General features: G+C 37.7%; 19 protein-coding genes. 6 read left to right on the top strand and 13 right to left on the bottom strand.

All coding sequences use genetic code 11. The features are described 5' to 3' along the window. Positions 1–111 precede the first annotated feature (111 nt). The 5 genes from ACZ5V8_RS03985 to ACZ5V8_RS03965 form a co-directional block, all read right to left on the bottom strand. Positions 112–540 (bottom strand): type IVB secretion system protein IcmW, encoded by a 429-nt coding sequence (locus tag ACZ5V8_RS03985; RefSeq protein ID WP_464218437.1) that lies wholly within the window; start codon positions 538–540, stop codon positions 112–114. Then, a complete protein-coding gene (locus tag ACZ5V8_RS03980; protein WP_464218436.1) occupies positions 527–3,517 on the bottom strand; it encodes a hypothetical protein in 2,991 nt (996 codons plus the stop codon). The genes ACZ5V8_RS03985 and ACZ5V8_RS03980 overlap by 14 nt, the downstream gene beginning before the upstream one ends. 183 nt (positions 3,518–3,700) lie before the next feature. After that, a complete protein-coding gene (locus ACZ5V8_RS03975) occupies positions 3,701–4,972 on the bottom strand; it encodes a hypothetical protein (protein ID WP_464218435.1) in 1,272 nt (423 codons plus the stop codon). Between the two features lie 23 nt (positions 4,973–4,995). Continuing rightward, a complete protein-coding gene (locus ACZ5V8_RS03970) occupies positions 4,996–6,279 on the bottom strand; it encodes a DotG/IcmE/VirB10 family type IV secretion system protein (protein ID WP_464218434.1) in 1,284 nt (427 codons plus the stop codon). Beyond that, a complete protein-coding gene (locus ACZ5V8_RS03965; protein ID WP_464218433.1) occupies positions 6,276–7,172 on the bottom strand; it encodes a DotH/IcmK family type IV secretion protein in 897 nt (298 codons plus the stop codon). Before ACZ5V8_RS03965 ends, ACZ5V8_RS03970 begins: the two co-directional genes overlap by 4 nt. A 251-nt stretch (positions 7,173–7,423) precedes the next feature. Between ACZ5V8_RS03965 and ACZ5V8_RS03960 the strand changes: the two genes are divergently transcribed. Then, positions 7,424–7,912, top strand: coding sequence for a universal stress protein (locus ACZ5V8_RS03960; RefSeq protein WP_464218432.1), 489 nt, complete (start codon positions 7,424–7,426; stop codon positions 7,910–7,912). A gap of 20 nt (positions 7,913–7,932) precedes the next feature. Here ACZ5V8_RS03960 and ACZ5V8_RS03955 read toward each other — a convergent pair whose 3' ends face one another. From ACZ5V8_RS03955 to ACZ5V8_RS03925, 7 genes are all read right to left on the bottom strand, one after another. Then, entirely contained in the window at positions 7,933–8,688 is a 756-nt protein-coding gene (locus tag ACZ5V8_RS03955) for a response regulator transcription factor (RefSeq protein WP_464218431.1), read from the bottom strand. Between the two features lie 117 nt (positions 8,689–8,805). Next, positions 8,806–10,227, bottom strand: coding sequence for an SGNH/GDSL hydrolase family protein (locus tag ACZ5V8_RS03950; protein ID WP_464218430.1), 1,422 nt, complete (start codon positions 10,225–10,227; stop codon positions 8,806–8,808). 716 nt (positions 10,228–10,943) lie between these two features. Next, positions 10,944–11,558 carry an Rpn family recombination-promoting nuclease/putative transposase gene (locus tag ACZ5V8_RS03945; RefSeq protein ID WP_464218713.1) on the bottom strand — a complete coding sequence of 205 codons (615 nt, stop codon included), beginning with the start codon at positions 11,556–11,558 and terminating at the stop codon, positions 10,944–10,946. An 862-nt stretch (positions 11,559–12,420) separates the two neighbouring features. Continuing rightward, positions 12,421–15,723: a hypothetical protein gene (locus tag ACZ5V8_RS03940; protein WP_464218429.1), complete on the bottom strand. Its 3,303-nt coding sequence runs from the start codon at positions 15,721–15,723 to the stop codon at positions 12,421–12,423. Between the two features lie 309 nt (positions 15,724–16,032). Beyond that, a complete protein-coding gene (locus tag ACZ5V8_RS03935; RefSeq protein WP_464218428.1) occupies positions 16,033–16,626 on the bottom strand; it encodes a hypothetical protein in 594 nt (197 codons plus the stop codon). A 485-nt stretch (positions 16,627–17,111) separates the two neighbouring features. Further along, complete coding sequence (locus ACZ5V8_RS03930) at positions 17,112–17,729, bottom strand: hypothetical protein (protein WP_464218427.1); 618 nt, start codon at positions 17,727–17,729, stop codon at positions 17,112–17,114. Between the two features lie 65 nt (positions 17,730–17,794). Continuing rightward, complete coding sequence (locus ACZ5V8_RS03925) at positions 17,795–18,118, bottom strand: hypothetical protein (protein WP_464218426.1); 324 nt, start codon at positions 18,116–18,118, stop codon at positions 17,795–17,797. Positions 18,119–18,468: 350 nt separating this feature from the next. On the opposite strand from ACZ5V8_RS03925, the gene ACZ5V8_RS03920 reads away from it, so the two are divergent. Further along, positions 18,469–19,629, top strand: a complete 1,161-nt coding sequence (locus ACZ5V8_RS03920; protein ID WP_464218425.1) for a hypothetical protein — start codon at positions 18,469–18,471, stop codon at positions 19,627–19,629. A 17-nt stretch (positions 19,630–19,646) separates the two neighbouring features. Here ACZ5V8_RS03920 and ACZ5V8_RS03915 read toward each other — a convergent pair whose 3' ends face one another. After that, positions 19,647–20,075, bottom strand: a complete 429-nt coding sequence (locus tag ACZ5V8_RS03915; RefSeq protein WP_464218424.1) for a Fur family transcriptional regulator — start codon at positions 20,073–20,075, stop codon at positions 19,647–19,649. Positions 20,076–20,438: 363 nt separating this feature from the next. Between ACZ5V8_RS03915 and ubiD the strand changes: the two genes are divergently transcribed. The 4 genes from ubiD to ACZ5V8_RS03895 all read left to right on the top strand — a co-directional run bounded on the left by ubiD (position 20,439) and on the right by ACZ5V8_RS03895 (position 25,122). Further along, entirely contained in the window at positions 20,439–21,908 is a 1,470-nt protein-coding gene (gene ubiD / locus ACZ5V8_RS03910) for a 4-hydroxy-3-polyprenylbenzoate decarboxylase (protein WP_464218712.1), read from the top strand. An 80-nt stretch (positions 21,909–21,988) separates the two neighbouring features. Then, positions 21,989–22,744: a CDP-alcohol phosphatidyltransferase family protein gene (locus ACZ5V8_RS03905; RefSeq protein ID WP_464218423.1), complete on the top strand. Its 756-nt coding sequence runs from the start codon at positions 21,989–21,991 to the stop codon at positions 22,742–22,744. Positions 22,745–23,525: 781 nt separating this feature from the next. Then, positions 23,526–24,092: a UbiX family flavin prenyltransferase gene (locus ACZ5V8_RS03900; RefSeq protein WP_464218422.1), complete on the top strand. Its 567-nt coding sequence runs from the start codon at positions 23,526–23,528 to the stop codon at positions 24,090–24,092. 13 nt (positions 24,093–24,105) lie between these two features. Beyond that, complete coding sequence (locus ACZ5V8_RS03895; protein WP_464218421.1) at positions 24,106–25,122, top strand: DUF475 domain-containing protein; 1,017 nt, start codon at positions 24,106–24,108, stop codon at positions 25,120–25,122. Positions 25,123–25,181: the final 59 nt, after the last annotated feature.

The following is a 25,181-nucleotide window of genomic DNA, read 5'->3' as shown; positions in this document are numbered from 1 at the left end:
AAATAAGTTGAGCTTCAATTACTCCCCTCACCCGTGCAACTTAAGCTGCACGAGCAATCCCGCAAGGGGAGAGGTACTAACTGACGCAACTTATTTTTGATTCATTATAATTTACATTGTTTCTAGAATGCGCGTTAATCGCTCAACTCTTTCATCATTAAAAATACGTACCAACGTTTGTAATTTCTCAACAACGCCTGCACGCTCTAATACTGCTTTTCTTGCATGAGATGAAGGCAAACCAACCACATGATCCAAAGTTGCCTTAAAAAAAGCGCCATTATGTTTTGCTAATTGCGCTAAAAAATAAGACAAATAAGCACTGGGAAGTTGTGACAAAACATCGGTCAAAAGGTCAGCATATTGCGCTTTGAAATCCGCTTTGCACAAATGCGCCAACAAGCCTTCAAGCGTATCTCTCGTCTCCTCACTCAATGTCAGGGTTAGTGAGCTCTCATGCGCTTCTAAATTAACCAGTAAGTTATTAATCAACGGATTTTGATAGCTTTTCCAATAATCTATTTCATTATGATTCATCATCACTCTCTTTTAATATTTCTTCTTCAACCAACGGAATAAGCTCATCGATGATAAGCAATAAAATGTCATCAACGGATTGGTCATAATATTTTTGTTTATAAAGCTTAAATTTTTGCTGCAATGTCCCCTTGGGGAAAACACGTGCTAATGTTTTTAAGACAGCCAACACATCATATGTTTGCCATAAACGGTTGCGTACATACATATCTTCACTGGTGGTGGTATAGGTCCATAAATCAATTGCTGGCAATACTAAATTTAAAGCATGTCCAACAGCCCCATGTTTGGTCATAAACTTCGCTAAGAATGTCACCCCTTGTTGGCTTGGCCCATGTGCGTGAGACTTTAGCATCTGGATCTCATCTGCTGATAATTGAAAGTGTCCAAGCACTTGCTCTGAGCTATTATTCTGCATATTGCCCATGATAAACATCGAGGTGGCAAAGCTGATCATCTGTGGTGAGAAATCTTCCAGCGATTGCGATGCTAAGGCGATTTGTGTTTTATATTTTCGCGCTTCACGCATGTCACGTTGAACTTGATACTGCACTATTTTGGCACTACTTGTGCGATGAAATTCATCAAAGACAATTCTTTTGCTGGTATGAAATGACTGATCAAGCATCGTTTGATGATACGCTTGATATATATCCGGTGCATGGCGCCTATCGCTTTCATCCGGTAAATAGATATTCAAGCCAATCACATATCTTGCCAGCATATAACCAATCGTTGTTTGTTTAAAATGTTTATCTGATGCACTGCTATCCAATGATTTAAGATCCAGTGACAAGATACGCGCGACTGAAAAATCGACCTTTGATATCATCGATAAACTCGGATATTGGCGAATCGCTGCTGAAATCAGGCGATTATAATTTTGCGTATAAGTCTCATTGGTGCTGGCAATTACTTTATGATAAATGTCTTTTATCTGTGAAAATTGACAGGCACTGACGGTATCTGCCAAGGTTGGCATTGCATAAACTTGCGCTTTTTTTGCCAGTGTATGCTCACCTTGGGCAAACAGATAATCCACCACGTGCCACCAATGTGTAAAATCTTTTGCTTTCTGCTGTTTATCTAGGTACTTATCAACTGCTAAGCATCTATTTGGCATATATTGTTTAGGCTGATAATCATCACTAACTATTTGATAACTGGTATCGATAATTAATGACAACATCGCCGTCATTCCTTCCGGTAAATCATCATCTAAAGCATCCTGCAGTAAGATGGCAATAAAGTTAATCAAAAACTGCTTTTGGTGCGCGCTAGGTTTTCTCATCCCCAATGGCGTATCAAAGACATTGATTGCCATATCATCACTTAAGCTTAAACGATGATATTGAATATATGCTGCATGTTCAGGTAGCATTGCCTGTAAACGTTTCATCAAACCAAAAGATGACTCTCCAATATCAATAATCCCAATCACAGGTAAGCGCTTGGATTGTGCATACATTGCAACGGCGTCGTTTAAGGTATTTAACAGCACCGATTTGCCTGATCCACTTCTGGCATAAATCATCTCAACCCAACTGACTTGCTCACTGGAGCCGGATTGATAAGGCCAGAATTTGCGCTCTAATGTGCGAAAATGTACACCACCATCAGGGAATACACGCGCTGGCACTTGCAGTGGCAACATATACAAAGAGGCATTCATTGGCATGGCAGTGGCTGGGTTGATCGGCTCATGCGTCATTGCCATTATGCTGTCCATATAGGCTTTACAAGGATCACCATGATGTGTTTTGACTTGTGCACTGCCCCAAGCATTGACTGCTTTAACTAAAGCGTTGCGCTGTTTTTTAAGTTTTAGCTGATCTTGGTCTGTTACATACGTTGTTAAAAGCATTGTCATTTTAACAATTGCCTGTAATTGCGAACGTTCAAATTCAGCTAATACGTCACGTGCATTTAGAATCAGCTTGTTATCTGAATTGCTAAATGCTAAAAATTTTGCTAGCACTGACTTAAGCTTTAATAATGCCTGTCCACCAGGACGTATAAAATAACTGATCCGAAATGGCGCTTTCTTTGCTGTTAATTGATTAAACAATGAATAAAAACCTACCTCATCAAGTGGGAAAAGCTCGACACCAACAACGCTTGCTAACATCTCGTCACAAGCGATTACCTCTGATTTTTCAATGGTTAATGCCTCAGTTAAGAGCTGACGATCCAATGCAATATGAGCAAGTTCAGCATCGTTTGTTTTAGGATTGACTTTGATTGATAGTTTGTCACTTGCGCCTCTTGGCTGCCAATGTTCTAATTCACCATGCGGATAAAGCTGCGCTTTTATCACTTTCACAGCATCAACCCCATCAAGTTTAATCAAACTTAATTGTAACTGCTTAAAAATTTCACAAAAATCTTCAAGAAAACCGATATGTAATGCATAGAGCATATCAGCACTGTGCTTGAGATATTCAGACATTACATCCGTAACTACCTTATCCTTGATTACTGTTTTTGATTTACATTGTTTAATATCTTCTTTATCTAATAGTGTTAAGTGTGATGAAACCACAATAAAAACACGTATTTCACAACAATGCTGAGTCAAATGTTGCTGTTTTGACTGTAACAATTCATGGGCAATATCGGCTTGTAATAAGGCTAAATTATGCTGCCATGTTTGTGATATCTTTTGAGATTTTTCGATGGTCATCGTTGGTTTATAATCTATAACAAACTGTAGGCTATGACCGAGCTTTGCTAAATACGGTTGCAAGACTTGTGATAATTTATTGGATAAATGTTGTAATTGCGCTACGGAAGCAACTTGCGAGAAGCCCTCAAGCTCAAAAACACTCAGCAGCGAGCCATTTTTATTGATCAATAATGACTGCTCATCATCAATTCCATATAAATCACAATATGCAGAAAGCTCTTGCTTTAAATAATGTGACAGCCAATTAATCAATGCCTGACTGCCACCATGTAAAAATTCAAACCAGTTTTTCATATTTCCTGACTACTTTGTTTATCTTATTTAGGTTAAATACCAAAGTTCACATCTCACCTTAAGTAGGGGCAATTCATGAATTGCCCCTACATTAATTACGACCCCATGAATTACAATCCCACGAATTGCCGCCGCATGAATTGCCCTTACGGCTTTGATGGATAATATTGTCATAACCGTTATTTATTTAAAAATATAACCTGAGCTCATCAAAACTTGATTTTTCTGATCATCAATTTTGAGCACTTCACCATAGCCATCAATTTTACTGCCAAGCGTAATCGATTGCGTAACCCCTTTATTATTTTGTAACCACGCATAGTTTCCAACCACAGCAACGAGCGATAATGGGTTTTTGATTAAAGTATTTTTCATCATTAACGCATGCAACATTTCATACATCTGTTGGAGTTTTTGCGCCGTGATATCATTGCCACTTATGAGTGAATCAATCGACTTGTTTTGCCTTTGCTGTGCTTTTTGCGCTAATTGCTGTTGCTGTTTTTCTTGCATTTGCTGTTGAGTTTTAACTAGCTCAAGCAATCGCTTTTGTTGCTCAGATAACATACTGACCTGTTGCTCAAGTGCCGATATGCTCTGATTTAATACCTTTGCATGCGTGCCTGTTTGTAAAGAGGTTTCAATTTGAGTATTTGTATGGGCTTGACCTATCTTTTGTGACGCACTATCAACCTGATTGGTTAACGCATCATTGACAGGCAGATGCTTAGACGTCACTGGCGCTTGAGCATGATCAGGCACAGTATGCTTTGCGCTTGCAACCTGTTGCTTGGCATCGATTGGTGTGTCTTCGTTTAGCTTATGATCTTTTGTGACGATCGTTGAATCTGACACTGCAAGTGTACTACTGGCAACACGCTTGTAATTTTCTTTATTTTCTTTATTTTCTTTATTCTCTTTATTTATTCGATTTTCATTATCTTGATCATTGACTTTACTTCCTTTACCTTCTTTATCTATTGCTGCTGTTGACTCATGAGCATGAGTCAGCGCATTGCTTAAATGTGATGTAGTATTGGCTTTATTCACCAACATGTCCGTGTTACCGTCTTGAGCCTCTGGCGATGCTTTGGTCGCATGCGATGCCATCGACAATGTATTGCTTTGGCTATTGGTTATAAGCTTTGTATTATCACTCTTTTGGATAGGATTTGGATGTACTGCTTGAAAGTCACCAAACCCTGGGTTAACAGTTTGTGTAACCGCTTGTGGTTTATAAGGTACGATGATTCGATACCCTAAATACACACCCAACCCAATTACTGCAACGGTTCCAGCCATGAGCACATGCGCAAACTGCAAACGAAAACCGTTACCCTTTTTAACGCGTTCAAATAACGTCATCAAACGAGCGTCAATGCGTAATTGTTTTAATTTATCTAGCCCTTTTATTTTTTTTAGCTTTTCAACTATTGCTAATCGTTTTTGTTTCATCGTTTTTCCTTTCATTGTCACGCTCATGCATTTACGTCATTGGTAAATAAAATACCAACGCCAGTACCTTGATATAACTTCACGGTTGGTGGTCTGTTAAAGACTGACGCCATATTGCTACTTAATGCTGTACCCACTTGCCCCAGTCCCGAAAATGCGGCACTTTTTACTGAAGGCTGATTGTTGCTATTGACATTAAAACATGGCAATAACCCACCACTTTGACCACTTAAACAAATCTGCTGATTTTGATTTTGATTTGAAAAATAGGTTCCAAATCCTTGCAAGAATGCTGCTGCAAATAAACTGCCATAGCGCTCAATATAGTGATGATTAACATCACTGGCTAATGCAATTTGCGCGGTTGAGCCATCAACTGCATAAGCATTAATTGAAATACTGTTACTTCTGCTTGGCATGGACATTAAGTTAAATTTGACCACGATATAGTCACCCTCACGAGTAAAGCTGCCAAGGAGCTTCGAACCTTTCAAAGACCCCTCAACAATATGTGCCAATACAGGTGTCCCAATCTGATCACTATTAACAGAGGTATCAATCACCGCGAAGCCGATGTATCCTGCTTTAACCAATACGGCTTTGTTTTGATGACTAATCTGACCGTTATTTGTCATATTTGCATTATCTTTAGGCGCATCTTTGGTCTCCATGTTGGATTGATTTGACCATTTGGCAACAACCCCTTGTACATCTTTTTGGTACAGTTGTTGCGCCTGTTGATTGTCAATTGTTTGACCATAAACATCATCCAAATCTTTTTGCGCACGTTGCGCAAGCGTTGATGACTCATCTTCTGATAACGAATGCGCCAGCTTCATATGACGTGCATGCACGCTTTGTACTGATGCCAGACTATTAGAAGACACTGTTGAAGTATGTGTACCTTGACTATATTGCCCTTTTTGCTTCTCTTGCTTCTCTTTTTTCTTTTCTTTCTGTTGCCCATTCTGCTGATCAGTTAATGGATTACTTCTGTCACCACTAACATCATTGATGCGCCCATTAGGCTGTTGGAAATAACTTTTCCCAGTGATCTCTGCTTGATGATATTGATCACTATTATAGTGGTCTAACTTTTGTTGATAGTCATTTGCCGAAATCGCGCTATTGTGCTGCAAATTAAGCGGTGTATCTTCAATCGAAGAATTCATCTTTTGTCCACGATCTGTATCAGTTGTATTTGAGCAACTATTCACAGCAAAACCGACAATAAAGAAAACACACATCACACCAATAACAATACGTGATCTTGGCATACTCAATAGCTTTTTGATTACCCCTTTCATGATTGCGCCTCGCCTGTAACCTGAATACTTTGTGTCTGTCCATTTTTATCTGTTAATAAAATATAAGGTGCTTTGGGTAAACTATAGGCGTGCATATGACTCATCGTATTATAGGCTTGCGCATCAAAGCCTGGGGAGGACAAACTGGCACTTGTTAAAATAAGATATTTACCTTGATATACCCACATTTTGGCATCTGAGTCTGTTTCAATATCAAGTGATTTCGCGCCAGCTAAATGTATACCTGCCAGTAGATCTTGTAGGTATTTAGGTGCTTGCCCAAGCTTTGTCTGACTTTGTTTGCCGGCTTGTGTAGCTTGAACCTGAATATAATCTTGTGAATCATAGCTACTTTGCCCTGAAATCACATTGACCATGAGTGGAACCGCAACACCTGAGAGCATTAAAGCAATATTTGTATGGCTGTAGCCTTTAAGTGCTTGAATTAATAGCACACTTTTGCCTGATTGTTTGACATTAAAATCACCTGGATTACCCACAGTAAAAGAATCCAACGGCCAAGGTGTTCCGTTTTGATCAGTAATAACTACTGAGGTTACCATACCCTTTGTCGCAATAACCAGAGGTGTTTGGTTGCTATTCTCTGGTTTAATACTGGCGCTTAATGTGCGATTTTGTGCACTTAATGTCTCACCGGGAGACAACTCTGTTGCCTGCTGATGTGCACTAATGATGGTTTTTAACTTCTTTATTTGCGTTGGAGACATCGAAAAATCTTGTCTTAATACATTGTTAAAGACGGATTCATCACTTTGATTCTTGATCACTGATGTTGCCGCATAAAGGGTGTTTTGCCAAAAGAACATTACAATGGTGACAAAACATAGCGATCGTTGCAGTATTGCTTTTGCATTATTGAGTTTTTTAGCCATTGACTTCATCATCACTTTTGTTGAATGTGACAAATATACGCAATAAGATGCCTTGCTTGTAATAATATGTATTTTAAAATGACATATTTGCAGTGAAATAACACATTGATTTCACCAGTGCCACATTCAGATATTGATGCACTATTTATCATAGTTAATGTTACACATTGTCACTTGTCACACATACTTTTCCCATCAAAAAACACATACGATCAGCACCGTACTGTAACTTCGAAATCAAGGATATATTTATGGAAAATGTACAAAACAAGCCACTAAAAGTACTCTATGCGCTAGACATCTATGAAAAGCATACCTGTATGATCGACGAAATCAGTCTTCGACTATTTCCCCAGAATACTGAATTTCATATCGTTACCGTAATACCTAAAGTACTTGATACAACCGGTTTTTTGATTGGTATTATTAATGAACTTAATGAGGATCAGCTCAATGCTGCCAAAGCGAAACTGATACAATCAATAAATCATGTCGGCGATAATTATCATTTTACGCCTGTTGTTATCATCGACAACTCAGTCGTTCACGCAATTAAGGAATATGTTGAAGAAAACCATATCGACTGCGTTATCATTAACGGGCAGAAACATGGTTTATGGGAACGTTACATCACCGGCAATCAGGAAAAAATCATCAGCATACTTGATTGCGATGTGATTATTTCTAAAAAGTCTTACCTCAATAGAGTGAAAAAGGAAATACTCCAGACTGCTTTGTAAATGGTATAAAGCACTAAAAATCAAAAGTGATTCATTTCACTCAACTCTGAAGAAAAGTCATCGGTTAAGCTATCGGTATAGTGCACATCCGTGGTTAGAATATACCCAGTGCTGTGGACTGTTTTTACTAGCCGCGGCTGAGCCGTGTTTTGCTCTACTTTTTTACGCAAACGCCCTATGGTGATATCCACAGAACGATCCATGCCATCATAATGTCTGTTATGCATTGACTTTGTGATCTGGTCTCTTGAGACAACTCGCCGTGCATTTTCAATTAACAACATCAAAAGATCGTATTCGGCTCTGGAGAGTTCAACCGTCACCATATCACGATCAAAAAGCGTTCTTTCATAAATATCAAGTCGCCAAGGACCAAAACAAATATAACGAGAATTTATTTTTTTTGGCGTGCGTTTAATGTTAAATACACTCTTTATTTGTGCCACGAGCAAATCTGGATTAAATGGTTTGGTAATGTACTGGCATGCCCCAAACTCATAGCCTAAGATCCTCTTAATGTCACTATCAACAGCGGTTAACATGATCACAGGAATGTCGCATTGACTACGAATTTGACGACATAAATCAACACCATCACCATCTGGTAACATAATATCTAACAGTATCAAATCCGGTTTAGATTGTAATTTTTTGAGTCCTTGCTCTGCCGTTTCGGCACACTCCGTCTTATAACCATGCTTTTTTAGCAAATCTGACACAAGACTTAATATTTCTTTATCATCATCAATGATTAAAATTTTATTTGTACTTTTCATCTTATTTCCTTATGCAGTCACTTAAATACAATTTCGTATAATTTATTACAACTGGTAGCATATTTAGCCACTTTGCATCAGTCAATATGCATATAATTTTTGCTTCAAATTGATGCTTTATGATACGTTTTTAGCCATTTCTTTATAGATGACTTTATGTACTTGCTCAGTAGGATGAACATAGTCATAAAAAAGATAGTTCTCAGGGTTGCTACACACATTAAAGTATTGATAACCGTTATAAAACATATCTTTTAAATTGATTAACCCAGGTAGGGCTTGCTCACTATAAGCACTATATGCAACTTTCACCATGTCTGAATTTATCCAAGAATAACCGCCTCGATAGCAAGGACGATCGATAATATCGATCGTCGTATGATGTTGATCATTGAGTGTTGCCCTTTGCGCTTTGCCTGTAAATTTTTGAAACAAATCTGCCACATTGACTAACTTAAATGTATACTCTTGCGGGTATTGCTCATCTAGCGCTTTGACCATCTGCTGTAGTTTCTCGTTATGTAATTGTGTTAGCACTCGTGTAACAGCAGCATTTTTGTTGATGCTGATTGACGATGGTACACGTGACAAATCAGGTAAATTAACAATCAAAAACTTTTTAATACCAGAGCTCGACAAGTCATCAATCGTCGCCTTAATGTTTGCCACAACCTCCGTTGTTAATTGTTGTTGTGCTTTTTCATCTAACTTAAGAGGCTGTGTCAGATAGTCATTACCACCTATCCAGATAATTGCTAATGTGCTATCGATATCTTGCCAGTTTTCATTTAACGCATTGGCATGATACATATATGTTTGATAGGTTAAAGTATAAGGCAGATGTTCGGTATCGGCATAAGATAAAGTAGTCGCACCGCCTACTGCATAATTACTTACTTGTATACCATGCGCTGACAGCTGCCCCCTTAAAATGGCAGACCAAGTATTGCCATTAGTAAACATCCCGTTATAGTAATTGCGTGCACTTGGTACGACACCTTGTGTCATGCTAAATAAATTACCTTCATCAGATAGACTATCGCCAAAGACGATAACACGTTTCACCCCGTCAAGCAGCGCGTTTTTTGAAATTTCAAGTTGCTTTCTAGGACATAGTTGCATTGTAACACTAGGAGTGCCTATCCAGTTATGCCACGAACGACTAGGCATATCAATAGCAATATTTCCTTGATTTGACGACATGGCAGTATATTGATTATTACGCCATGAATTATGCAAGGAAATATCAACAGTTGCTAATGCGTTTTGTTTCGCGTTATCTTGATAAACAAAATACTTAACTTCGCTGTCGTATGATAAATAGCCTGTATCAATATACTCAAGGAAAGTACGTTGATAGGGCCTAATCTCTTTTATTGGCTTTGCAACGCCATCCACTTGCGATTCAATATACTGTATTTTGTCACAATGATTGTCGACATATACATTCACTCCCGCCTTGGCGTAAGTATATGATGTAACCATCGACAAACCAAAAGCATATAATATTGAGCCCCATTTATTATTCAATTGCATCATTGTATTGCTCCTTGTGATTTCTTTGTTTCTTTACAATTTAATCAGAAATCATCTTTGGCATACACAAAACAAACTGCTTAAGATATATCTACATAAACGCTTGTATTTTGAGGCTTTAAGCACTTAACAAATCAATTTTAATGTCCAATTCATTACAAACTATCTGTTTTAAAACCTAAAATTTGTTATGGCAATCTTTCTGGTCACCACTCGTTGGCTGAGCGTTAGTCGAGGCCATCACGAGTTTGCAAAAATCCCATGGGATTGGCGTTAACAAAACGTGTAGGGCGAGCTTTTTGGTGACTTTTTTGCGGGAAAAAAGTCACTGCCATCAGCCACGTCAGTGGCGGGCATAATCACTTATTATTCAGTGACAGTTATCTTCCATGACACAACTGGATTGCCACGCATCCTCCTCGTAATCACAAAAAACATCATCATGAACCTTTTTTTATTGTCATCCTGAGCCTCCTCTTTTTTGTCATCCTGAGCCAGGAAGGCGTGAGGATCCAATGTGAAGCTGCCATGGATGGGAATGATCATTAAGTTAATAGTATGTTGTAACATTAAGCTTTATAGCACCTAACAGACACTTTGTCTCTAACTGCGCTCTAAAATATGAGAGGTATTGTAATCACTATATAAATTACGCTACTTGGGATAAAATATCTGATGACTGAAATTCGGACAGGCAACTAGTCTCCTAAACTCAAAACCTAATGCATACCGCCTTTTAACTCGTCCGCTAGAGCACTTACTTCTTCAATTGATAAATCAGTCGCTTCAACTACTTTTGAAGTCTCTAAGCCCATTAAAAGTAATTTGCGAGCTGTTGCTAAGGCTTTTTCTCGTAGCCCCTCAGCTTTACCCTCAGCTTTACCTAAAAGCACTCCTTGTAACTTCGCTTCATCTTGCCAACGCTGTAAAATACTCATAAGCTCACCACCTGTTTTATTGTCTATTACTTTTATTAAACGTCCGATACTTTCAGGGTCTTTATTCTTTCTTGTCTCTACATAAGATAATACAACATTTAAAAAATCTACGCCACCACTCAAGAAGTAATAAACAAACTGGGGATGTTGCTCGATGAAGTCTATTAGCTTCTCGGCAAAGTCTTCATCACGTGCATGTCTTAGCAAATACTCAAAGTACAACGTCGGTGGTAATTTCGCTATATCGTCATCTGTCGCGATCGTTAAATCAATTAAATTAAAAGGCTTAAATGCATACTCTTTGGCAAGCTCGACATCCTCAAAACAATCCAACAAATCATTGCTAAAAGGATAAGGCGATTTTTCACCATGGTAAATCACACAAGGTAAAATGATTGGTAGCTTTTTAAACCCTGCTCAACCTTTTGGCATTGTCCCAAAAGTAAGCAAGAACGCTAGACTCACAAATTAATGGCACTACCTTAAAAAGTAGCTTGTAAATATAGGCTTTGCAACGAAGTTAAATCAATGATCCCTGATAAAATGGATTGCCACGCATCCATGCTCGCAACGCCCCCCTCTGACTTGTCATCCTGAGCCAGGAAGGCGTGAGGATCCAATGCGAAGCTGCCATGGATGGTTATTGATCCTCCTAAAGGCAGTGCCATTAGCCTCACAAATTTCTTAACGTTTTTAAAACAGGTGCTTTGCAAACTCGTTGCACTCAAACAGTGTAAGACAATTATACCCCTCACCCGTGCAGCTTAAGCCGCACGACCTCTCCCGCAAGGGGAGAGGTAAAAAATAGTGCAACTTGTTTGTTAATCATTACTCACTTATATGACCACCTTTCCGAACCTCACTATGCCGAATGCATCAAATAACCTTTGATCGGCTGACTTAATGCCCATTAACGTTTTGCGTCCAATACCATGGATTAGATTTTTGCACTGTTTGAGTGCAACGAGTTTGCAAAAATCCCATGGGATTGGCATTAACAAAACGTGTAGGGTGAGCTTTTTGGTAACTTTTGCGGGAAAAAAGTCACTGCCATCAGCCACGACAGTGGCGGGCATCATAAACAAGTTTCAATCATTCGGTAATGCTATGTGCTGTATATCATCACTTATTGCCAAATAATCATTGTCGTTCATGACACAACTGGATTGCCACGCATCCATGCTCGCAATGACGGGAAGCAGAATTTAGTTCTAATCTCATCATTTTTTTCCATATAAAATTTATACAGTTAATTGTTTTAGTTTTTTAAATCAAGTTCATTCTCTGTATTTGCACTATAAGTTTCTAAATTATTCAAATTCAATTTTGTGTTATAGGCAAAAGAATTATTAGAGAGTGACTCCATGCTAACGTTATTTAATGTTTTTTCACCTACCATCATTTTGCTTAAATTACTTTCTGTAAGCTCAGAATGTTTTAGATTACAAGCTTCTTGATATGCCAAAATCCCCTTACCCATTTCATCTAAATGGACAAGCAAAGAGTCACTTTGGTCTAATACGCCGAGCTGAATCATCTCATCTTTCATAGCTAATAAGTCATTTAGATCATTATGCATCACCTCAACACCTTTCTTATCATGAGTAACATCAATAGCTTTATCAGTAGGTGATTGACTTGCAATATTTTGAACTAATGCATAGTTATAATTCATTACCTTATTTGCCAGTTGAATACACTGCTCATAAAAAGCATTTAACGTTTCTTGTTTGTCGTTTTCACCTATTTTGTACTCTTTATCTTCATCCTTATCATCAACTTTATCTAATTCGTTGAGCTGATTTAATAGCTTTGTCTTTAAATCATTTTTTTGCTCTTGCTTCAACTTCTTATTTTTATCAAAAGCTAACAGATCGTTTTTAACCTTATCTAAACTATTTTTTAATTTATTATCGTTGCTGTCATTATGATCTTCATTTTGAGGATCATTATCTAAATTATTCAAAAAATCCAAATTGTTATCTTCATCTAGAATAGGATTGTTAAGTTCATTTAACTTAGCTTTATAATCATCATCAAGATTTTTCTGTTTTTCCTGTTTTAATTGTTCCTTATACTTCTCTTTTAGTTGATTTTGACAGTCCTTATCCGTAATAAAAATTGACATTGTTTCCAGTGCGACTTGTTTTGTAGCCGTATCTATTAGCTCATTGTTATAATCATTTTTTGGATAAGTTTTCTTATATTCGTTAACTAATAATTCTTGTAATTTAATAATAGCGCCGCTATTTCGAATTCTTGTTGCTAATTTCTGTTTTTTATTTCCATCATTTACTTCATTATCTGTTATGTGTGCTTTGTAAATAGCATATGCTTCAGCAAATAAATATTGATTAAGGGCTACCTGATTATTACCATCAGTAATATTATCATTATTGCTAAGTAAACTCGTAGAATTATCAGTCAACGTTGCCTTAAGCATACGATATTGTGCTTTTTCTTTAATATCATCGTTATAGTTATTATCTTGAAATAATGGCATTTTATTCTCCTGTGGTTGATTATTTGGTTTGATTTGGTTGGTTTGATTAATCGTTATAATGGATCGATTAAAATTTATATCGCTGTTTAATGATATGAAGCTAGCTCGATCTTGAGTGCTTCGCCTTACATCAGAATAATCATGGCTATCAAGATCATTAATTTTCATTGCAATATCATCAACGCTTTTTGTGATGTTTTCGACGTTTGCTAAAGAATATTTATCATCGTTATCTTGATCAATATTATCAATACTTTCTTGTATAACTGCTAATTCATTAACTAGCGCTTTTATAGTGTTACCTAGCGCCAAAATAGAATCACGTCTACGTTGCATTGCTTTAGCCATATATTTTTTTTGATCATCATTCTCTACAATTGAATAATTACCTATTAATGACGAATTAGCATTTAAATAGTCATTTGAATGATCAGAAAATGGGTCTAAACTATCTAACTCTGTCAAATCCTCTTGATATAATTTATCTTGTTCATTAAGTCTCTCGCTTAATAAAGCTAGCTTTTTCTTGATTAGTTCCAATTGAGCAAGCTTTTGCTGATTTTCACTATCTCGTGTTCTGTCCTCCTCTAACTTCGTTATATAATTTAAGTGCTCAGTGTTATTACTTTTGTATTGAGATTTAAATATAGATAATTGATCATCAAAATGATTTAAAACTATTACTGCCTGATTAAGACCGTCTAACTTTGTATTAATTTCTTGCAATTGATTAACTGCATTTTTAATGTGATCCCACTGCTTAGATAACTTGCTACTGATATTTTCTCGGTCATTGCTATTATTGACTTGATTATCTAAAAGTTTTCGATACTTCTTTAATAGCTCACTAATGCTCAATTCATTAAATTCATTAACTAAACTTTGCTTCTGATCACGGTAATTATTTAATGTGTTACTGATTTGCTCTATATAATTTTGCCAGTCTTTAAAATTTTTAGCTTGCGATCCTTTTAAGTGATTAGCATCGGCATAAAGTTTTGTCGCATAATAGTCTTTGTTTTTATCTTCTAGTCCGTCATTTACCTCAGCAATATTATTATCTACTGCATTTTTAATTTTATTGTAATCCTCGATTAATCCTTGTACTTCGATAGCATATTGTTCAAAGTCATCTTTACTTAAAAATACAGCTGTCTGAAAACTTTCGTTATACAACACTGAATTAGAATATCCAAAACTTAATGTATCTCTTTTGTAATTAGATGGACTTTTCAAAAGAGACGAATAATTATCAAGGTTATCATCATTGCTTTCTTCTTCAACCATGCTTGATGACGATAAAATCGTATTTTTATTATCGTCATATAATGACTCGTTTGTACTATATTGATCCAAATCAACACTTTGTTCCTTGCCCTCATTTAAAAAAAATTCTGACTCTTTCTGATTTTTTTGAAATTCAATTGAATCAATATCATCTAAATCTTGAGGCTTATGGTTACTAAAAGCGGTGTTGTTATTTGAGCTTATACTTTCATCTTGGGTAGCAAATTCAGTTTTAGAAAGCGCTTCTTGAACAGAATATTGATCATTTTGCCACTGAATGTCATCATCGACTTTATTATCGGTATCTAATAAACTGATGGTTTTGCTTTGAGGGTAGTCATTTGACTCAACTAAATACTTGGGTAAATAATCTTTATATTTACTCTTAAATTCGTCATTAAAAACTTTTGTATTAGCTACCATTGCTTGCTGTAATGCGGGTTCTCCATAGACTGCTTTATATAAAGATAACGCCTCTTGAACCGCTCTTTTAAGCTGCTTATCATTACTTTTATACTTTTCTTGGCAAAAAGTTAAGTGGGTACTTAGGTCGGGATGCTTAGGTACATCATTTTTAATTAATGAACCTAAGAAACGATAGTGTCCACCATAAAAAAATTCACTCTCGCTTTTAGTTGATTGAGAGATACCATATTGATGAACCCCAGATCCCATAACACAGTATTTCGCACTTGCTGTTAAGGTATTTGTGCTATTTAATAGATTATGAAATCCATTGTTAAGAGTCACACATTTTTTGTCTTCTGACATTATTGTGTTTAGCTGCTTACTCAAGGCTTCCCTGAGCTTCTGATTGGTTTCAATATAGTTATGATAGTTCTTAACTAAATTATAAAATTCTGTGCATAAGTTACTCATCACTATCACCATTTTCATTTTATTGCCAATGACGATAGTATCAAAGAATATGGCGCATTTAGCAAAGCATGAAATATGTCACTAAAAGCTTATAGATTAAAGGGTAAAGAGTAAGTTAAAATGATCTTAGCATGTCAAAATAGATATAATTTTGTGCATAAAAATACATTTTGATACATAAAATTAATCATTATTTTTAACTCAAACGGAAACCGTGTGATGCACACCCCATTTGATAGATCCTTCAAATACTGGATAGCCTGAGCTTAAGGAAATATTAGCAACAGTCGACAGAGTGTGTAATTTCCTACCAACAACCAATAGTCCACCATTGATGGTCAATTGACTATACAAGCTCGTGGGGCTGACAATACTCATCTTAACCCCCATGTCCTTAAACTCAAGGTAAAATGGCGAATACAACTGTAAAGTGCTTGTTGGATTAGGAACCTCTGTAATCCGCCAATGCCATCCATCTTCTCCTTGTGAATACTGAGTTGTCCATTGCCCTTTAATCTCATAGGTTAACACGATTGAGTTATCTTCTGCATTATGATAGATGTGTAATTGACAATTGTAACTATGCGTTGACGTTTGATCTTTTTGCTCAATAATCTCATAGGCGCACACTGAATCTTTTTTAGGGACAAAGAATGACATTTGATTAACCGTTAGCACATTGCCTTGGTCTTTGAGCTGTGTTTTTAATGGATAGTTTGCATAACTTACATCAACGAAGGAAAGTACTTTGATTAATCCGATCAACCCAATAACAACTATACAATAGTGTTTCATGCTTTACACTGCCTGTTTTGCGATGTCATCCTTAAGCAGAAACTTTAGCACAAACATAAAATAAAGTAGTTACACAAGATGTATCAAAGATGCACCTTATCATTAACTCTCGATAATGGGGTTAGATAACGCTCAGCCAACGAGCGGGGATCGGTAATATTGCCATAGCAAATTTTAAGTTTTAAAACAGATAAGTGCATTGCACTGTTTGAGTGCAACGAGTTTGCAAAGCACCTGTTTTAAAAACGTTAAGAAATTTGTGAGGCTAGCGTTTTTGCCTACTTTTGGGGCAATGCCAAAAGTAGGTCACATCAGCTGTGAAACAGCGGTGGAGAAACTTAGGATAATAATTAGTGAGTGGCCATAAGTGATGATGCCCGCCACTAACATGGCTGATGGCAGTGACTTTTTTCCCGCAAAAAAGTCACCAAAAAGCGCGCCCCACACGTTTTGTGAACGCTAATTCTTAAGTATATAAGAATCACTCAGCTCAAGCAGACTTTCTTGCCATGCTCTAGATAGCAAATATCACCCGCTTGTAAATGATTCGTTGTTTTTGGTGTGTTAATACGTTGATAATAATGAGCACTTGTCGGCGATTGATAAATAACTTTGACATCATCTGGTAATGATTGCTCGGGTGACACAACAATGTAACCAATATAATTATCATGCTTTTCTACAGTGTCAACTACGGCTTGTGCTGAGCCTAATACCAAGGGTGGACAAAACTCTAAGGGCGATGAGAATTGGGCTTGGGCACGTGTGCGCGTAATATAAGAAGTATCAACACCCAGTGCATTATAGAATATCGAATTGATATTTCTATCGGTTTGTTCAATGGTTGTCACATTCGTGCTATTAAGATGATTGCTATAAGTGTACAACGCAAGCAGCGACTGTGGCGTTAATTGCTTTTCTGGAAAATCTTTATTTGCTATCACCAGCAATTGTGCAAAACAACTATTAAATAGCAAGGTTACTGTAAACATTACCATTAGTACAAAGCGAAACCACTGCAAAACGAAGTATTTACCGTGCTTGAGCATTGCTTGGCAGTTATCGCCCTTATTAAAATGAGTTGGTTTGATGCTTTTTCTCATTGACTGATTACTTACGCTTTCTTCATTTGTGCTAGCATACATGAATTAATATCAATGCAGCTAAATTAAAATATCGTTTTGACATACAACCCATGCGAAAACTGACGACGCCAAGGTCGAAACAAGACATTATCACAACTGAGCTTTTCACTACGAACCGCACTTAATATATCAACAGCGTAATGCTTTGAAGGTTCATAATCACTATATAATTGGACATCAAAATAACGACACCACTTACGCACGGTGGTTTCTTTGTAGCCCGTCAGCTCAGCAACATCACGATAGGTCATATTGCGATAGGAAAAAATAGCCAATACCTCATCTATCGGTTTTTTATATCTTTTTAAAATATAATCCCTAAAACTATCCGCATATTGATTCGCCATATTAATGCTCCTATTTTATCTAACATTCCATGAATAACATAACCTGCATTTTCAACGAAATATTAATTTTGACAACGGTTTGAGATAGGTCATTTGATATAAATTCTTGTCTTTTGTTGTCACTTTTATACCTTGCACAGAATTAAAAGCACACGTTAACGACAGTAAAAGTACTGGCTGTGATAATTTAATATTTCTTCCTGTAAGACCTAGAAAACACTGCATGTACTGACACTATATGCCAGCAAATATATCATTTCATTATTTCCTTTGCTTAGATTGAAATCATTTTATTGATATCTTGGCGCCTGTCACTCAAAACAAAAAATAATTAAAGTAGAGGTTACTCAATGAATTACAATAAATCAAAAATATCACTATTGATCGCCGCCAACCTGATCACCATCGCGCCGATTTACGCGCATACTTTTAATCTAGGACAGGTCGGTGTTGATATCAGTGGTTTTGCGTCAACCGGTATGACGACAAGCACTAGCTCCACACCTTATGCTATGCCAGGACATGGCACAGTTGACAATCATCCTAATTTTGCAACACCTTCATTATTAGGTTTACAATTATCCGCTGATTTAGGCAGTGGCTTTAGTGCGGTTGGTCAAGTGGTTGCCAATGGTGATAGTACCAATGGTCATAATGCCTTTAACCTGACAACACCATGGCTTTATCTGGCTTATAAAGTCAGCTCGAATTTGCGTGTCAGTGCTGGACGTATGCAACTACCTTCTTACATGTACTCGCAACAAATCGATGTAGGTTACAGCTATCCTTATACTTTTTTACCCAATGAAGTTTATCGCATTATTCCTTTTTATTCATTCAATGGCGTCAAGGCAGATTATACGATTAATTTAAATCAAAATTGGCAGCTGACATTATCCCCTTTTTACGGTCAAAACGATTTTAAATACGATGCGATGATGCGTCTTGATCTAACCTCACAAGATAAAATCACCTTAGCTGGCAAAGCCTATAATCTCATTGGCTCAAGTGTTGATTTAAACAATGGCAGCTTTAGTCTACATGGAGCTTATCTATACAGTAAGGTTGATGTATCAGCGACTATCAAAGGTCAAACCAATAATAAAAATGGCATTAACGCCCAATTTTTAAGCTTAGGCTCTAGTTGGAATATTCACAATCTAATGCTCAGCGCTGAAGTCGCTTATCGCAAAGCAGATCCAATGGCATCTTTACTTGGTGAATATATGACTATTGGTTATAACACCGACAATTGGTTACCGTATATTAGCATTGCTAATTTACACACAACCAATAGTGACACACTGAACAACCCCAAAAATTGGCCAACTGAAATTCCAGAAAATCAAACCACTGTATCCGTTGGCTTAAATCGTTATATTGCACAGAACATTGTCTTGAAAGGCGAATATAGTTACATTATGCCACACAATGGGCAATCAGGATTATTCTACGGTATTCCTAACGGCAACGTCAGCATGCTAACACTATCTGCTAGTGTTGTATTTTAACGTGCTTTTGTATAGATTTACTTCTTTTTGTTATTTAAACAATCCTTACATTCGATATAGAGTACTGAGCTATGCTCAACAAGTTTGCCTCCTAACTCCTCTACCGCTTTAACCTGTCTGGCTTCAATCACATGATCAACAAATTCTTCTACCTTGTGGCATTTGACACAAATCATATGATCGTGATGGTCATCCGAATCAAGCTCATATACCGCTTGCTCACGCCCAAGGTTTAGGCGCTGCAACAATCCAGCTGACTCAAACTGCGCCAACACGCGATAAACGGTTGCAATTCCAATATCTTCTTCTTTTTCTTTAACGACTCTATACACATCATCGGCAGATAAATGGCGCTGCTCTGATTCTTCAAAAATACGTAATATTTTTAATCTTTGTTGCGTGATCTTTAATCCCGCCTGTTTTAGATCTTCTTTTCCTAATGACATTTGTATATAACAACTCATTAAATTCATCAATGCTCGACATTCTAACCTGATCATTTAGATAAATGAAGAATTCACTCACGTAAAATTTGTACTTGTTTATCTATTTCCAAATAAAAAACAGTTGGTTTAAGCTTTTCCCCTCACCCGTGCAGCTTATACTGCACGACCTCTCCCGCAAGGGGAGAGGTTATTTCACGTTGGCTGAGCGTAAGTCGAAGCCATTATATACCGCACCCTTCGACTGTGCTCAAGAGACGGTTAACACTTCGTACTTGTGAGAAATCAAAGCGTCACACTTGCTTTTTTGCATCTTGAATCATTACCATAAGCGTCATCTTGAGATAAATTGATAAGGCATTTATGCTGAACTACAAAGATTTACGCGAATTTTTAGATCACTTAGAGGAAATGGGTGAGCTAAAACGCATCAAACAAGAAGTATCACCTTTTCTCGAGATGACTGAGATCTCATCGCGCGTACTTCATAACAAAGGACCTGCCCTTTTATTTGAAAACCCTAAAAATCATGATATGCCAGTATTAACCAACTTATTTGGCACTGAAAAACGCATTGCATTGGCACTTGGTGCTGAGGATGTCAGCCAACTGCGCGAAATTGGTAAACTTCTCGCGTATTTAAAAGAACCCGAACCACCAAAAGGTCTTAAAGATGCTTGGGATAAAATGCCTATTTTAAAACAAGTCTTAAAGATGTCACCTAAAGTAATCAAGAATGCACCGTGTCGTGAGGTAATCATTAACAAAGATGATATCGATTTCTATCAAATGCCCATACAAACCTGTTGGCCTGGAGATATTGCTCCTCTTGTGACATGGGGCTTAACCATCACCAATAGTATTCGGAAAGAGCGCTTAAATCTAGGCATTTATCGCCAACAAGTCATTGGTAAGAATCACCTTATTATGCGTTGGCTTCATCACCGAGGTGGCGCGCTTGATTACCAAGCTTGGTGCAAAGCAAATCCCGAGAAGCCTTTCCCAGTGTGCGTTGCATTGGGAGCAGATCCTGCGACTACTTTAGGCGCAGTAACCCCCATTCCCGATACGCTCTCTGAATATGCTTTTGCCGGATTATTGCGAGGTAGCAAAACGGAACTCACCCCTTCGATCCTCCATGGTGAAGATATTATGGTACCGGCGCATGCTGAGATCATTCTTGAGGGCTTTATATATCCTAATGATATCGCCGAGGAAGGACCCTTTGGCGATCATACGGGTTATTATAATGAAGTTGAAAAATTCCCTGTATTCACAGTTGAGAAAATCACCCATCGCAAAAATCCTATTTATCACAGCACCTACACTGGACGCCCGCCAGATGAACCGGCTATTTTGGGTGTTGCCTTTAATGAGATATTCGTGCCCATCATTCAAAAGCAATTTCCTGAAATCGTGGATTTTTATCTACCACCTGAGGGCTGTTCTTATCGCTTGGCAGTTGTCAGTATCAAAAAACAATACCCAGGACACGCCAAGCGCGTAATGATGGGTGTTTGGTCATTCTTACGTCAATTCATGTATACCAAGTTTGTGATTATTGTTGATGAGGACATCAACACACGATCTTGGGAGGATGTGATCTGGGCAATTACCACACGCATGGACCCGACAAGAGACACAACACTAATTGATAATACACCGATTGATTATTTGGATTTTGCCTCGCCTGTGGCAAGCTTAGGCTCAAAAATGGGGCTGGATGCTACCAATAAACTCCCCGGTGAGACAACGCGCGAATGGGGTGAGGTGATCACCATGCGTCAAGATATTGTTGATAAAGTTGATGCTATTTGGGCGGATTTAGGATTTTAGTTCATTCACAATTTTTACAACTTTCTATCTGAAGTATTTTTTGCTAACCTATCCAGACTTTGAGTTTACTTTAAAAGTCTATGCCTATTTTTTTTCAGCGTATTTACGCATGGTTTGTACACTTATTTACCGCCAGTGGTGCTGTTTTCTCAGTACTTGCGTTAACTAGCTCAGCACAAGCTTATGCTGCTAAGTTACTAGGAAACCATCTTGATTATATCCATTATTTAAAACTTTCTTTCCTCTATGTCGTCATTGCGATTTTAATCGATGCTGCTGATGGCACGTTAGCACGTCGCGTTGACATTAAAAAGTTGGCACCTTTAGATGGTGGCTTATTAGATAATATTATCGATTTCACCAATTATGCCGTTATTCCTGCTGTATGGGTTTATATCACCGATGTGGTACCTGATGGCTTTAAAACACTCGCTCTTATTTTGATCATGCTCGCTTCATGCTATCAATTTTGTCAAATTGATGCCAAAACCAAAGATCATTTCTTTAAGGGCTTTCCAAGTTATTGGAATCTGGCAATTTACTATCTGATTTATTTCCAATTCTCAGGCACCACCAACTTTGTTATTATTATTGCGTTAACTATTTTGACCTTTGTGCCGATTAAATATATCTACCCATCACGTATGAATTATTTAAGCAAGCGTAAATCCATTATTTCATTGATGTTTATTTACACCCTAATTTGGGGCGCTGCAACGATTGCATCAGCACTTATCTGGCCAGTTTCCAATACCCTTTTGACTTGGACGATTGTTAGTTATATTTTGGTGTATTTTCTATTTAGTCTTTATCGCACGTTGAAGCCTTTGCAATAGAGTCAATAGCACTACCTTTAGGAGAATCGCTAACCATCCATGGCAGCTTCGCATTGGATCCTCACGCCATCCTGGCTCAGGATGACAAGAAAAGAGGTGGCTCAGGATGACGCCTTTTGTCATTGCGAGTAGGACGCGTGGCAATCCATTTTGTCATGGATGACAACGGTTACTGAGTAATAAGTGATGATGCCCGCCACTGTCGTGGCTGATGGCAGTGACTTTTTTCCCGCAAAAAAGTCACCAAAAAGCTCGCCCGACACGTTTTGTTAACGCCAATCCCATGGGATTTTTGCTAACTCGTTTCACTCAAACAGTGCAAAAATCTCATCCATGGTATTGGGCGCAAAACGTTAATGGGCATTAAGGTTACCATCGAAGCTTGATAGGACATGGCTACATTCCACCTCATGGATTTGACTGACGCACAGCCAACGGGTGCTGACTGGAATATTGCCATAGCAAATTTTAGGTTTTAAAACAGATAAGTGCATTGCACTGTTTGAGTGCAACGAGTTTGCAAAGCACCTGTTTTAAAAGCGTTAAGAAATTTGTGAGGCTAGCGTTTTTGCCTACTTTTGGGGCAATGCCAAAAGTAGGTCACATCAGCTGTGAAACAGCGGTGAAGAAAAATAAAATAAAATTTAAGCAACACAGAAAGTATTGGGCGTATGCAATACGCCCCTACAAAAAACAATTACTCTGATTAACCCCTATAAAATACTGCACCTGTGATATATACTCCCAGCCAATTTCAAATATCACTTTATCACTCAAGCACATGCTTAAACATAATCGAATTATTATTGCGTTATCCGGTGCCACCGGCATTGAATATGCTGTCAGAATGCTTAAAGTTCTAAAAAACCAAGGTATTGAAACGCATTTAATCGTATCAAAGCCTGCCGAGATGACGCGTGAATACGAAACAGCGTATCGCTCACAAGAAATCAAATCCTTAGCACATAGCTGTTATGCTAATGCTGATATTGGCGCCAAAATTGCCAGTGGTTCCTACCCAACGGATGGCATGATCATCATTCCATCATCCACCAAGACATTGGCTGAGATCGCCAGTGGCATTGGAGATTCGTTAATTGCGCGTGCGGCGGATGTGGTACTAAAAGAGCGTCGTAAGCTCATCATTTGCTTAAGAGAAACGCCCTTTAGCTTAATACACATTGAAAATATGCAAAAAGCAACATTAGCAGGCGCAATTATTATGCCACCTGTACCTGCTTTTTATCACAAACCGCAAACGCTTGATGACATTATCGATGACTTTGTTTATCGTACACTCGATGTTTTTGGGCTAAATTTACCACAAATGAAACAATGGCAAGGATAAAAGGATAATAAACATGCATCAAAACCTTAAATATTTTTACAGTGCTTTTTTCATCACCATCATTGGTATCATTGCTGCCATCATGCTTGAACCAACACACAAACTTTATGCACTTTATTTGATTTTGGTATTATCTCTTTTGGAGATTTCATTGAGTTTTGATAATGCCGTCGTTAATGCTAAAGTATTGGCAAAAATGCCTAAAAAATGGCAAAAGATATTTATCTGGGTTGGCTTGCCCATTGCTGTATTTGGTATGCGCTTAATATTTCCTATCCTCTTGGTCAGTGTGACGACAAGCCTCTCTTTTCTTGATGTCTTCAAACTTGCCACCAATGATCCTGCGGCTTATCAACATGCCTTAGAGCTTGGTTTCCCTACGATTTGCGCGTTTGGTGGCGGCTTTCTGATCATGGTTTTCTTAAAGTTTTTTGTCGCTGAGAAGCATGAACTGCATTGGATCACTGCAATTGAGGAGAATAAATTTATTAGCCTGATTCGTCACTACCCTGGTGGCTATATTATCTTTGCATTGATTATTGGCTTTATCGTTATTTACAATGCAGATACTAATCAAGGCGGCACACTGGCACTTGCCTTTTTAATGGGCTTAATGGTGCATGAAGCATTAGGTATTTTAAATCACGCCTTTGGTAGTAACATGACCGGAAAAGTCATGCAAAACGGTTTAATGGGCTTTTTATACCTTGAAGTGTTAGATGCATCATTTAGCTTTGATGGTGTTATTGGCGCCTTTGCCATTTCAACCAATATTTTCATTATCATGATTGGTTTGGGTATTGGTGCGATGTATGTACGCTCACTGACGATTTTCTTTGTTGAGCATCAAACGCTAACTAAATTTCGTTATCTTGAGCACGGTGCGCATTATGCCATTGGCTTTTTAGCAGTTGTGATGTTTATCAAGATCTATACCCATGTACCAGAATGGTTAACAGGAACTGTTGGGATTGGTTTGATTATTATAGCGTTCATTCACTCAAATATTGCAAACAAACGCTCGAAATAACCTCTTGGTAATGAATCAAGAATAAGTTGCACTTTAATTTCCCCCTCACCCGCGCAGCT

This window comes from Cysteiniphilum sp. GTC20157, assembly GCF_055396795.1.
The sequence above is the reverse complement of the archived record's forward strand: the minus strand, read 5'-3'. Positions and strand labels throughout refer to the sequence as shown.